The 12015-nt window shown below is 60.7% G+C and carries 14 protein-coding genes and 1 riboswitch; of the genes, 3 read left to right on the top strand and 11 right to left on the bottom strand.

The window, feature by feature from the left end; all coding sequences use genetic code 11:
- The first annotated feature begins 12 nt into the window (after window positions 1–12).
- A complete protein-coding gene (locus AB1495_RS06695; RefSeq protein ID WP_074636235.1) occupies window positions 13–372 on the top strand; it encodes a putative quinol monooxygenase in 360 nt (119 codons plus the stop codon).
- 135 nt (window positions 373–507) lie between these two features.
- Here AB1495_RS06695 and AB1495_RS06690 read toward each other — a convergent pair whose 3' ends face one another.
- From AB1495_RS06690 to AB1495_RS06670, 5 genes are all read right to left on the bottom strand, one after another.
- Window positions 508–1356: a cytochrome c1 gene (locus AB1495_RS06690; RefSeq protein WP_074636237.1), complete on the bottom strand. Its 849-nt coding sequence runs from the start codon at window positions 1354–1356 to the stop codon at window positions 508–510.
- Between the two features lie 5 nt (window positions 1357–1361).
- Window positions 1362–2705 carry a cytochrome b gene (gene petB, locus AB1495_RS06685; RefSeq protein ID WP_005850964.1) on the bottom strand — a complete coding sequence of 448 codons (1344 nt, stop codon included), beginning with the start codon at window positions 2703–2705 and terminating at the stop codon, window positions 1362–1364.
- A gap of 12 nt (window positions 2706–2717) precedes the next feature.
- Entirely contained in the window at window positions 2718–3278 is a 561-nt protein-coding gene (gene petA / locus AB1495_RS06680) for a ubiquinol-cytochrome c reductase iron-sulfur subunit (RefSeq protein ID WP_037942947.1), read from the bottom strand.
- Window positions 3279–3454: 176 nt separating this feature from the next.
- Window positions 3455–4066 carry a glutathione S-transferase gene (locus AB1495_RS06675; protein WP_244268934.1) on the bottom strand — a complete coding sequence of 204 codons (612 nt, stop codon included), beginning with the start codon at window positions 4064–4066 and terminating at the stop codon, window positions 3455–3457.
- Window positions 4067–4134: 68 nt separating this feature from the next.
- Entirely contained in the window at window positions 4135–4758 is a 624-nt protein-coding gene (locus AB1495_RS06670) for an FMN-binding negative transcriptional regulator (protein ID WP_074636241.1), read from the bottom strand.
- Window positions 4759–4824: 66 nt separating this feature from the next.
- Window positions 4825–4983, top strand: a riboswitch (FMN riboswitch).
- Window positions 4984–5063: 80 nt separating this feature from the next.
- Here AB1495_RS06670 and AB1495_RS06665 point away from each other — a divergent pair.
- The gene (locus tag AB1495_RS06665) at window positions 5064–5498 is read left to right on the top strand and encodes a 6,7-dimethyl-8-ribityllumazine synthase (protein ID WP_005850960.1); all 435 of its coding nucleotides are present in this window, start codon (window positions 5064–5066) and stop codon (window positions 5496–5498) included.
- Window positions 5499–5525: 27 nt separating this feature from the next.
- Here the strand turns inward: AB1495_RS06665 and dxs are convergent, their stop codons facing one another.
- From dxs to AB1495_RS06640, 5 genes are all read right to left on the bottom strand, one after another.
- Window positions 5526–7454, bottom strand: a complete 1929-nt coding sequence (dxs, locus tag AB1495_RS06660) for a 1-deoxy-D-xylulose-5-phosphate synthase (RefSeq protein ID WP_009825808.1) — start codon at window positions 7452–7454, stop codon at window positions 5526–5528.
- 16 nt (window positions 7455–7470) lie between these two features.
- Window positions 7471–8376 carry a polyprenyl synthetase family protein gene (locus AB1495_RS06655; protein ID WP_139283817.1) on the bottom strand — a complete coding sequence of 302 codons (906 nt, stop codon included), beginning with the start codon at window positions 8374–8376 and terminating at the stop codon, window positions 7471–7473.
- Window positions 8363–8605 carry an exodeoxyribonuclease VII small subunit gene (locus AB1495_RS06650; RefSeq protein WP_005850957.1) on the bottom strand — a complete coding sequence of 81 codons (243 nt, stop codon included), beginning with the start codon at window positions 8603–8605 and terminating at the stop codon, window positions 8363–8365. The genes AB1495_RS06655 and AB1495_RS06650 overlap by 14 nt, the downstream gene beginning before the upstream one ends.
- Window positions 8606–8740: 135 nt before the next feature.
- The gene (locus AB1495_RS06645) at window positions 8741–9442 is read right to left on the bottom strand and encodes a response regulator (RefSeq protein WP_005850956.1); all 702 of its coding nucleotides are present in this window, start codon (window positions 9440–9442) and stop codon (window positions 8741–8743) included.
- Window positions 9439–9951 (bottom strand): MarR family winged helix-turn-helix transcriptional regulator, encoded by a 513-nt coding sequence (locus tag AB1495_RS06640; RefSeq protein WP_005850955.1) that lies wholly within the window; start codon window positions 9949–9951, stop codon window positions 9439–9441. The genes AB1495_RS06645 and AB1495_RS06640 overlap by 4 nt, the downstream gene beginning before the upstream one ends.
- Window positions 9952–10111: 160 nt before the next feature.
- On the opposite strand from AB1495_RS06640, the gene AB1495_RS06635 reads away from it, so the two are divergent.
- Complete coding sequence (locus AB1495_RS06635) at window positions 10112–10981, top strand: branched-chain amino acid aminotransferase (protein WP_005850954.1); 870 nt, start codon at window positions 10112–10114, stop codon at window positions 10979–10981.
- An 82-nt stretch (window positions 10982–11063) separates the two neighbouring features.
- Here the strand turns inward: AB1495_RS06635 and AB1495_RS06630 are convergent, their stop codons facing one another.
- On the bottom strand, window positions 11064–12011 hold the full coding sequence (locus AB1495_RS06630) for a cyclase family protein (protein ID WP_005850953.1): 948 nt from the start codon (window positions 12009–12011) through the stop codon (window positions 11064–11066).
- Window positions 12012–12015: the final 4 nt, after the last annotated feature.

The raw sequence follows: 12015 nt of genomic DNA, 5'->3' as shown, positions 1-12015 counted from the left end.
GAAAGGGTTAACATGAGCGAAATTATCGAATGGGTCCTTGAGATGGACGTGCGGGACGGTCAGGGCGACAATGTCCAACCGTTGCTTGAAGAAATGGTACAGGCTGCAGAGGCAGACGAACCGCGCACACTGCATAGCGAATTCTACATGTCCGACGACCGACGCACCTGCACTGTGCTGGAACGTTATGCGGACAACGCAGCCGTGATGGCGCATTTTGCGCAGTTCGGTGGCCGCTTTGCTGACCGGTTTACAGAGCTGTTTATGCCGGTGCGTTTAACCGTCTACGGCCCTGCCACCGCCGCGGTGATGTCGGTGCTTGCGGGCTATGGCGGTGTGCGGCTTGACCGCGTGGCAGGGTTTCACCGTTAATCCACTGGCGTCGCCTGTCACTGTCGCAAGCCAGCAGCGCTAGTACCCAGCCGAACGCGTCCCCAAAAAAAGAAAGCCCCCCGAACCGCGATGGATCGGGGGGCTATATTCAGGCATTGGCCGTGTGAAGGAAGATCAGTCTTCCTTGTGTTTCACAGGCGCCCACAGACGTTTGTTGGTCAGATACAGCAATACCGACAACAGCGTCAGGAACAGAACGCCAGCAAAACCGGCTTGCTTGCGTGCCATCATCTTGGGCTCGGCGGTCCACATCAGGAAGGCCGCAACATCTTCGGCTTCGTGGTGCAGGTCAGAATCGTGGCCGTCGTTATAGGTCACGTCATCACCGTACAGCGGGGGTGCCATCGCGATCCAGCTGCCTTCGATTGTGGCGTGGCCATTCTCGTCCTTACAAGATTCGGGGATACCGCCGCTTGGGAACGCCGTGTTGTAGTGACCGGGGAAATCCTCGGGGGCACAGGCTGGGGCTTCTTCGTAGCCAGTCAAAAGCGACGCGATATATTCGGGTCCGCCGATGCCTTTGAAGAACTGGTTGATCCCCAGACCATAGGGCCCGTGGAAACCGGCGCGCTTCTTGGCCATCAAGCTGAGATCGGGCGCGGTATCCAACGCGGACTCAGGGAAATGGTCAACCGGCGTGCCGGGGCGTGTGTCGTCCAGCTCGGGGTCGAAGATATCAAAGTTCGCGGCATAGGCACGGACCTGATCTTCGGGAAGGTGGGGGCCACCTTCATCCGCAAGTGTACGGATCGGCACAAACTTCATGCCGTGGCAGGCAGAGCAGACCTCGGTATAGATTTGCAGACCGCGTTGCAGCTGGTTGGCATCGAAGGACCCGAAAGGCCCTTCGAAAGAGAAGTCAAAGTCTTCGACATGCGCTTCACCACCGGCGGCGAAAGCAGCGGAACCTGCAAAGCCCAAGGCGACAACAGCCGAAAGGAAGGTTTTCTTGATCATTGTCATGGTCCTTACTCTGCTGGCTTGACCAGCGTCTTGGTGCCGCCGGTTTTTGGCGCGTAATGCGCGTCAAAGTCGGCTTCGATGGTTTCAGGCTGCGGCGCTGGTTTCTCGATCACACCCAGAAGCGGCAGGATCACCAGGAAGTATGCGAACCAATAGGCCGAAGCGATCAGCGAGAAGCTGGCATATGGCTCTTCCGCAGGCATGGCACCCAGCCACATCAGCGCGAAGAAGTCGATCACCAGCAGCGCGAACCACCACTTGAACATGGGACGATAGCGGCCCGAACGCACCGAGGATGTGTCCAGCCAAGGCACCAGTGCCATCACCGCGATCGCACCGAACATCGCCAGAACACCAAAGAACTTGGCGTCGATGATGCCACCGGTCACGAAGGACGCAATCTGAACAACCCAGACTTCGGCAGTAAAGGCACGCAGGATCGCGTAGAACGGCAGGAAGTACCATTCAGGCACAATGTGCGCAGGCGTCGAAAGCGGGTTCGCCTCGATATAGTTATCGGGGTGGCCCAGATAGTTCGGCATGAAACCCACGATCGCAAAGAAAACAACCAGGATCACGGCCAGCGCGAACAGGTCTTTCATCACGAAGTAGGGCCAGAAGGGCAGCGTGTCTTTCTCTGCGTCTTCCTTGCTTGTGCGACGAACCTCGACCCCAGTGGGGTTGTTGTTCCCGGTGGTGTGGAACGCCCAGATGTGCACGATCACCAGACCGGCAATCACGAAGGGCAGCAGGTAGTGCAAGCTGAAGAAACGGTTCAGCGTGGCGTTATCGACCGCAGGCCCGCCCAGCAGAAGCGTTTGCAGGCTTTCCCCGATGAACGGGATCGCACCGAACAGACCGGTGATAACCGTAGCGCCCCAGAACGACATCTGACCCCAAGGCAGAACATAGCCCATAAAGCCGGTTGCCATCATCAGAAGGTAGATCAGCATGCCGACGATCCACGTGATTTCACGTGGCGCTTTATACGACCCGTAGTACAGGCCGCGGAAGATGTGCGCGTAGACCGCAACAAAGAACAGCGACGCGCCATTCATGTGCAGATAGCGCAGCATGTAGCCGCCGTTCACGTTCCGCATGATGTGTTCAACGCTCGAGAACGCGACATCGACATGGGGGGTGTAGTGCATCGCCAGCACGATGCCGGTCACGATTTGCAGTGCCAGACAGAACGTCAGAACAATGCCCCAGATCCACATCCAGTTCAGGTTCTTCGGTGTCGGGATCATCAATGTGTCATACAGCAGCCCAACAACGGGAAGACGGGTGTGCAGCCACTTCTCTCCGTTAGATTTCGGCTCGTAATGGTCGTGAGGAATTCCAGCCATTCCCGTTCTCCCTTAACCTAGTTTGATCGTGGTTTCATCCACGAATTCTGCGATTGGCACCGGCAGGTTGCGCGGTGCTGGCCCTTTGCGGATACGGCCCGCAGTGTCATAGTGCGACCCGTGGCAGGGGCAAAACCAGCCGCCAAAGTCACCTGCGTCGCCCAAAGGCACGCAGCCCAGGTGGGTACAGACGCCCATCATCACCAGCCAGTCTTCTTTACCGGCCATGGCGCGGTTTTCATCCGTCGCGGGGGCACCGGCTGCGATGTTGGCGTTCTCGGCGCCCGGATCGGGCAGCTCGGACATTTCAACGTCACGTGCCTTGGCGATTTCTTCTTCGGTACGGCGGCGGATGAACACCGGCTTACCCAACCATTTGACCGTGAGCTGTGTACCTGGCTCAACAGCGGACACATCGACGCGGATGGACGACAGCGCCTTCACATCTGCGGATGGGTTCAACTGATTGACCAATGGCCAGACTGCCGCGCCGACGGCGACCGCACCTGTACCAGCTGTGGCGTAATAGAGGAAATCCCTCCGGGTGCCTGCGTGATCTTCTGCTTGGGACACGGGTTAACTCCAAATCGAGGGCCTGACGGCCATTAAATCAAGGGGCGGCGCTGACGCACCTCCCACAATTCTTTTGGTTACTAGCGGGCTGCGTCGCGCACGTCCAGATACCTTTGTCGCGCAAACCGTCGCAGTGTTGCATTCCTTCAAGGGTGAAGGCCGGATTTTTTGCGCTTTTATCCTGCCGGAGGGGCAGTGGCCTGCATGGATGCACGCGAATCAAAGCGGCGCGCCCAATCGGCCAAGGCGTCGTTTCCCTTGCGCCAATTGCGCGCGTCATGCCGGAAATCAAGGTATCCCAAGGCGCAGCCGACGGCGATCTGCCCCATATCCAGCGGACCGGAAAGCTGACTGATCCAGCGTGTGTTCAGCGCCGCGCAGGCCCGTTCGATCTTGGACCACTGACCCTCGCCCCATTCTGGCATCTGCTTGCCTTCGGGGCGCATCCGGCCCTCGTAGACCATCGATAGCGCCGCATCGAGCATACCATCCGCCGTTGCCTCAAGCGTCAGCGTGTCCCAGCGGCGGCTGCCGGTCGGGTACAGCTTGCCGCCCGCGCGATCATCCAGATAGGCGCAAATCACACGGCTATCATACAGCGCGGGCCCCTCGTCGCGCACCAGTGCCGGGACCTTGGCCAGCGGGTTGTTCGGCAGCAGCGCGGCATCAGGCGCCAGCGGCGTGGTCGAGATATTTTCAAGCGTCACATCTTCGATCTGGCCGGTTTCATGCAGCAATACCATGACCTTGCGGACATAGGGCGATGTCGGGGAATAGGATAGTTTCACGGGTGTCTCCTCCTCGGGGTTTGGGCGAACTATCACCGTCATCCGCGCGCGGTGCAATCGCTTGTTGATCAGGTGCCTTTTGCCGCGCGCATCTGGTCGGCCAAACTGCCTGTTCCCGCGCCAAAGCCGTGCGCCTCTACCCCGTCGGCTGCGGCCAGTCGCACCGCATCGGGTTTATTCTGGCTCAGCTTCCACGTCCCGTCGACGCCGGTGATCCGGATCCGGCAGGGCACGATCATGCGCATCATTTTCTGCATGGTCAGGGGGTTCATCTTGGCGGTGGTCCACGGCGGCTTGGGCAGCAGACGATCCTCGAACCAGGCAGACTGGCGATCCAGCAGGTCCAGCAGCTCTTCCTGCGGGCGCAGCTCTAGCGTGCCGGTCAGATGCACCGCCACATAGTTCCACGTCGGCACCTGATCGTCGACGTCGTACCAGTCGGGCGAGACATAGCTATCGCCCCCGCTGATGGCGAGCTTGACCGGCAGCGCGGGTTTGAGCGCCCGCGCAATCGGGTTAGACCGGACCAGATGCAGATCCGCCTGATCCCCTGCTTCGTTCAGCAAAAACGGCACATGGCTGATCAACGGGGCGTCGCTGCCATTGGCTGCGAGCACGCCAAAGCTGCGGTCGCGGGCAAAGGCGATGTTCTTGGCGGTGTCGGCGTCGTGGTAAACGGGATTCGGGTGCATAACGTAGGGTCCAAACTGCAAACGCGCTTTTGGTATTGCAGACGCGCCCCTGCCTTGGCAACGTATCCCTATTCTCAGGGCGGGGCGCAATTCCCCACCGGCGGTATGTGGCCCCAGTGCCACGAGCCCGCGAGCGCTGGCGACATCCCTTCGGGATGCGCCGGGTCAGCAGATCTGGTGAGATGCCAGAGCCGACGGTCATAGTCCGGATGAAAGAGAATGCGTTTGTTGCGGCCCCTTGGGGCCGTCCGCAATCGTGATCGCCTTGGGTGACTTGTGTCGCTGACGTAAAAAAGGAGATCACTATGACACACACCCGCTACGCCTTTGTAAAAGCACGCTGGCACGCCGATATTGTAGATCGTGCCTATGACGGGTTTTCCGAAACCATCCCCGCAAGCCAGATTGATGTTGTCGATGTCCCCGGCGCGTTCGAGATGCCGCTGATGGCGCAGACCCTCGCCAAATCCGGCAAATACGATGCGGTGATCTGCGCGGCCTTCGTGGTCGATGGCGGCATCTACCGGCATGATTTCGTGGCGACAGCCGTGGTTGACGGGTTGATGCGCGTAGGCCTTGATACGGGCGTGCCCGTCCTCTCGGTGTCGCTGACGCCGCACCATTATCAGGAAACCGACCACCACAATGCGATCTACCGCGCGCATTTCGTCGAAAAGGGCCGCGAGGCCGCTTCGGCAGCGCTTGGCATCGTCGCGGCGCGTCAACTGCTTGACGCCTAGGACGGGTTTACCGCGCGGGCCTGTGCGTCAGGCCCGCTGCGCCCCGATGCTGGCGATGCCCAGCACATCCAGCACTTTGGCCTCGATATGTTCGGCGTTCATCCCCGCGACTGCATACATATCCGCGGGGCTCGCCTGATCGATAAAGATATCGGGCAGCACCATAGACCGGTATTTCAGCCCTGCGTCGAACACGCCCTCATCCGCCAGAAGCTGTGCCACATGGCTGCCAAAACCGCCGACTGCACCCTCTTCGATGGTGATCAGCGCCTCGTGATCGGCGGCCAGCGACAGGATCATCTCGCGGTCAAGCGGCTTGGCAAAGCGGGCGTCGGCAATGGTCGGCGTGATGCCCTTGGCCCGCAGCGCCTCGGCGGCTTTTTCCACCTCTGACAGGCGCGTGCCAAAGGACAGCAGCGCCACGCGCTTGCCCTCGGCGATGATGCGCCCCTTGCCGATCTCCAGCGGTTCGCCGCGTTCGGGCATGGTCACGCCCGCGCCTTCACCTCGTGGGAAGCGGAAGGCAATCGGCCCGTCGTCATAGGCCGCCGCCGTGGCCACCATATGCACCAGCTCTGCCTCATCCGCGGCAGCCATCACGACGAAATCGGGCAGGTTCGCCAAAAACGCCACGTCAAAGGCACCGGCATGAGTGGCCCCATCCGCCCCGACCAACCCCGCGCGATCAATCGCAAAGCGCACCGGCAAGCGCTGGATCGCCACGTCATGCACCACCTGATCATAACCGCGCTGCAGGAAGGTCGAATACATCGTGCAGAACGGCTTCATCCCGCCCGCCGCCAATCCGGCAGAGAATGTCACACCGTGCTGTTCCGCGATGCCCACGTCAAAGCACCGGCTGGGGTAGCGTTCGGCGAAAAGGTTCAGCCCTGTCCCATCCGGCATCGCGGCCGTCACGGCGCAGATCTTGTCGTCTTTTGCGGCCTCGGCGATCAGGCTGTCCGCAAAGACGCGGGTATAGCTGGGCGCGTTTGACGGCGCTTTCTTCTGCTCGCCCGTCAGCACATTGAACTTGGCGGTCGCGTGGCCCTTGTCACGGGCGGCTTCGGCGGGGCCATACCCCTTGCCCTTTTTGGTGATCACATGGATCAGCACCGGCCCCGTCGCCCGCGCCTTGACCGTGCGCAACACCGGCAGCAACTGGTTCAGGTCATGCCCGTCAATCGGTCCGAGATAGGAAAACCCAAGCTGTTCGAACAACGTACCGCCCACGGCCATGCCTTTGAGCATATCCTTGGCGCGCTTGGCCCCTTCGCGGAACGGGCCGGGCAACATGCTGACAGCGCCCTTGGCCGCGGCTTTGAAATCCTGAAACGGCTCTTCGGCATAAAGACGGCTGAGGTAGGTCGACATCGCCCCCACCGGCGGCGCGATCGACATCTCGTTGTCGTTCAGGATGACGAACATCCGCTTTTTCAAATGGCCCGCGTTGTTCATCGCCTCATAGGCCATGCCCGCCGACATCGACCCATCGCCGATCACCGCAATCGCATCGCCCAGACCTTCGGGGACATTGCCGCCCAGATCCCGTGCGACCGAAAAGCCCAAAGCCGCGCTGATAGAGGTCGACGAATGCGCCGCGCCAAAGGGGTCGTAGGGGGATTCACTGCGTTTGGTAAATCCGCTCAACCCGTCTTTCATACGCAAGGTGCGGATACGGTCGCGGCGTTCGGTCAGGATCTTATGCGGGTAGCACTGGTGGCTCACGTCCCAGATCAGTTTGTCCTTCGGCGTATCGAACACCGAATGGATCGCGACCGTCAGTTCAACCACGCCCAGACCCGCGCCCAGATGGCCGCCCGTCTCTGATACGGCAGAAATCGTCTCTGCCCGCAGTTCATGGGACAGTTTCACCAGCTCTGCATCCGAGAAATTCTTCAGATCGGCAGGGCGGTTCACCCGGTCCAAAAGGGGCGTATCTGGTCTATCGGTCATCTGGCTCTCCACCGGATCAGCTTTTGCGGGAAATAACGAAGCGGGCCGCGTCTCGCAAGGTTTCGGCGTCACTGCCGTAGGGGGACAGGGCATCACAGGCAGCATCGACAAGATCACGGGCACGGGTGCGGGCGGGGTCCAGCCCCAGCAGCGACACAAAGGTCGCCTTGCCCGCATCGGCATCCTTGCCGACGGCCTTGCCCACCGTGGCGGCATCGCCTTCGACGTCAAGAATGTCATCCGCAATCTGGAACGCCAGCCCGAGGTTGCGCGCATAGCTGCGTAGCGCAGCGGGATCATCGCCCGCCATCACCGGCCCCGAGGTCGCGGCCCATTCGATCAGCGCACCGGTCTTGCCGGCCTGAAGCGTCGTGATCTGGTCAAGGGTCAGCGGTTGGCGTGCGGTTTCGGCGGCGATGTCCATCGCCTGCCCGCCCACCATGCCGCGCACACCGGCAGCCCGCGCCAGCCCCGTGACCAGCGCAACCCGTTCAGCGTCGCCGCAGCCCGTTGCCGCGACCAGTTCAAACGCCAATGTCTGCAGCGCATCGCCCGCCAGAACCGCCGTCGCCTCGTCCCATTTCACATGTACCGTGGGTTGCCCCCGACGCAGGGCGTCATCATCCATGCAAGGCATGTCATCATGCACCAGCGAATAGGCGTGCAGCGCCTCGATCGCGCCGGCGGCGGGGGCGGCCTGCGCGTCCATCACCCCGTGCAGCCGCGCGCTTTCGATCACCAGAAAGGCTCGCAGGCCCTTGCCGCCTGTCACGGCATAGCGCATCGCCTCGGCCACGGTGCCGTCCAGCCCGCCAAGCCCGTGCAGAATCTGGCCAATCGCCAGATCCGCAGCATGGGGCAAGGCCGCATGAAACGGTTTGCGCGTCAGCTCTGTCTCAAGCGAGATGTCAAACCCCGCCAACAGGTGCCACTCCGACAGGGTTGCCGTCGCCGTCCAACGTGATCTGCGCGACTTTTTCCTCGGCTTCCTTCAGCTTGGTCTCGCAGCGCTTCTTGAGCTTGGCCCCGCGTTCGTAAAGCGAAATGCTTTCATCCAGCGCCACATCGCCGCGTTCCAGCTGGCCCAGAACCTTTTCCAGTTCGGCCATCGCTGCCTCAAAGCTCATCTCTTCTACCGGAGTATCCGTCATTGCCGTGAATCCCATCAATCAAACTTGGCCTGACCATAGCCCGCCCGCGCCATAGCTTCCAGTGACCGTGCCGATTTCTTGGGCGCAAATTCTCTTACGCCACGATACCACATTTACCGCCAAGGCAGCGCGTGATCAGTCGGGGGCCAGCATATAGCCCGCGCCGCGCACGGTTTGCAGATAGCGGGGCTGTTTGGGATTGTCTTCGATCTTGCGGCGCAAACGGGTGATCTGCACATCGACAGCACGTTCCTGCGCCTGCCCGCGGTCACGGCCCAGTTCCTCCACCAGTTTTGACCGGCTCAGCGCGGCACCCGGTTGGGCCGCGAAAATGCGCATCAGCTGGATTTCGGTGGCGGTCAGCCGCACCAGATCGTCGCCCTGCCACAGCTCTCCGCGTTCGATGTCATAGCGGATCGGCCCCATCGACAGCACCTTGGGCGCGGTATCAGCCACACGAGTGTCGGGCATACGCCGCAGGATCGCGTTGATCCGCAACAGCAGCTCTTTGGGTTCGAACGGTTTGGCAAGGTAATCATCCGCCCCCGCTTCCAGCCCTTCGATCCGGTTGCCCGTCTCGCCCTTGGCGGTCAGCAGCAGGATCGGCGTTTGCATGTCTTCGCGCAGGCTGCGGGTCAGGCTTAGACCATCCTCGCCCGGCATCATCACATCCAGCACGATCAGGTCGAAATCCAGCCCCGCCAGAATACGCCGCGCATGGGCGGCATCGCGGGCCGAGGTCACAAGGAACCCGTGCCGCATCAGGAACTTCTGCAGCAGCGTGCGAATACGTTCGTCGTCGTCGACGATCAGCAGATGTGCGTCGGCCTCGTTCACGCGCCGTTTTCCTTCAGACGGGTGTAACAATGGTGCATTTCGGGGTCCATCATCGCCTCTAGCACGGTGCGGAAACCGGCGACCGCCTCGGGGCCCGCGTCGCGGAACGCACTGCGCATCCGCATCCGCTGTGCATCAGACAATGTCTGTTCGAGCGCGCGCCCGGCGTCAGTCAGATACAAGTGCCGCTCCCGCTTGTCTGCTTTTCCCACTTGGCTTTTGACAAGACCATCAGCGATCAGCGTGCGCAATACACGATTAAGGGATTGTTTTGTAACACCCAAAATCCCCAGAAGATTGTTTACCGTCGTGCCCGGGGCCCGGTTGATAAAGTGGATCGCACGGTGGTGCGCACGACCATAGGCCATATCCACAAGGATCTTGTCAGGGTCGGCTGTAAAGCCGCGGTAGGCAAAGAACATCGCCTCGATCCCCTGCCGCAGCTGTTCATCCGTCAGGAACAGCAGGTTCTCGCCCGTGTGTGATGATGGGCCGCGTCCGTCTGCCATTATACTCTCCCCTTGCTGCGCCAAGAGCTTACGTCAGCGTTATTGACTTTCCAAGAGTCAAAGGCTATCGAATCCCATGTTTTGCGTAATTATATGTCTGCACGCAGCGGGTTTCACGCAATTTTCATAAATCCCGAGGTGCTTTGAGGAAGGATACATCATGGACGGCGCATACGACGATCGCGACGGCAAAATCTGGTTGGACGGTAAAATGGTCGATTGGCGCGACGCCAATGTCCACATCCTGACCCACGCCATGCACTATGCGTCATCGGTGTTCGAGGGCGAACGCTGCTACAATGGCAAGATTTTCAAAGGCCGCGAGCATTCGGAACGGCTGCGCAAATCGGCGCAATACCTCGACTTCGAAATCCCCTATTCCGTGGACGAGATCGAAGCCGCGAAATACGAGATGCTCAAGGCGAACGGCTGGACCGATGCCTATGTCCGTGCGGTCGCGTGGCGTGGTGCCGGCCCCGACATGGGTGTCTCGGCGGCGCGCAACCCTGTGCGTCTGGCCATCGCGGGCTGGGAATGGGGCAACTATTACGGCGACGCCAAGATGAAGGGCGCCAAGCTCGACATCTCGAAGTGGAAGCGCCCGTCGCCCGAAACGATCCCCGTACACGCCAAAGCGGCGGGCCTGTATATGATCTGCACCACCTCCAAACACGCGGCAGAGGCCAAGGGCTGTTCCGACGCGCTGTTCATGGACTACCGTGGCTATGTGGCCGAAGCGACCGGCGCGAACATCTTTTTCGTCAAGGACGGCGAAGTGCACACGCCGCTGGCCGATTGCTTCCTCAACGGGCTGACCCGTCAGACCGTCATCGGGATGCTCAAGGAAAAGGGCCTGACCGTGCACGAACGCCACATCATGCCGGAAGAGCTGGAAGGCTTCGAGCAATGCTGGCTGACCGGCACCGCGGCCGAGGTCACACCCGTCGGACAGATCGGCGACTACACCTTCGAGGTCGGCGCGCTCACCCGCGAGATTTCGGAAGACTACGAAAAGCTCGTCCGGTCCTGACCTGCCCCATCAAAACAAACGGCGCGAGGGGCTCTCCCCCCGCGCCGTTTTCATGTCCGCGCCTGCGGTGCAGCACGTCGTATTAGTAAAGCGCGACCGGATTGATCATCGCCTGTACCGTGCCTTTGATCAGCGGCTGCCCGAGCACAAACATGAACTCTTGCACGCCTTCCGCGACCAGCGGTCCTGTGTTCATCGTCTCCAGAATATAGATGCCGTTGTCCTTGAGCAGCGTGACATGGCCATAGAACACCTTGTCCCCCTCTTTGGGTGGAATGGCTTCTAGGCCCCATGTGTCTGCACCCACGGCCATCGGGTTCATCGACGCCATAAACACCGCGCCTTCGTTATTCAGCCCCGGCTCGGTGGACCCCCAGGCCGTTGGGTCGCTTTCCATCATGCCGTCGGTCCAGCCCGTGTGAAACAGCACGATATCCCCTTCGTTTACCGTGATCTGCTGCGCCTCCATCGCGGCGGTGATCTCTGCCTCGCCAAAATGCTCACCGGCGGCCAACACATCTTTGCCCATGTGCTTGGCCATATCGATGATCACAGCGCGCCCGACCAAGGGCGGCACGGCATGCGTCCCCAATTTGGTCAGGCCGCTGATCGCCGAGATTTCCTTTTCGTCTAGGCAGTTATAATACATCCCGTCTTCGCCCAGATGCCCAAGCCCGTCCAACTGCGACCCGATACCGATCCAGGTTTGCAGCAGATCGTCGTTATAATTGCCCTCGTAGCCAAAGGACGACAGCTTTTGGCCGCCGTGCTGGTTCGGCTGGACCACCTGAAGGCTCAGCGAACGGGGCGGGAAGGCAGGTGTATCCGGCCCGATCACGATCCCGAGCGGCATCGATTTCCCCTGCTTGATCAGCTTGGCGGCCTCCAACGTGCGCTCGGTCGAGATCAGGTTCGCCGACCCCAGCTGGTCGTCAGGGCCCCAATGCGAATGGTCACAGTCTTGCGCCCATGCGGCAGATGCCCCGACACCGATGGACAAGGCAGTTGCGATAATCTTGGTAAATTTCATCTTT

The organism is Sulfitobacter pontiacus (assembly GCF_040790665.1).
In the GTDB taxonomy this organism is placed as follows: domain Bacteria; phylum Pseudomonadota; class Alphaproteobacteria; order Rhodobacterales; family Rhodobacteraceae; genus Sulfitobacter; species Sulfitobacter pontiacus.
The sequence above is the reverse complement of the archived record's forward strand: the minus strand, read 5'-3'. Positions and strand labels throughout refer to the sequence as shown.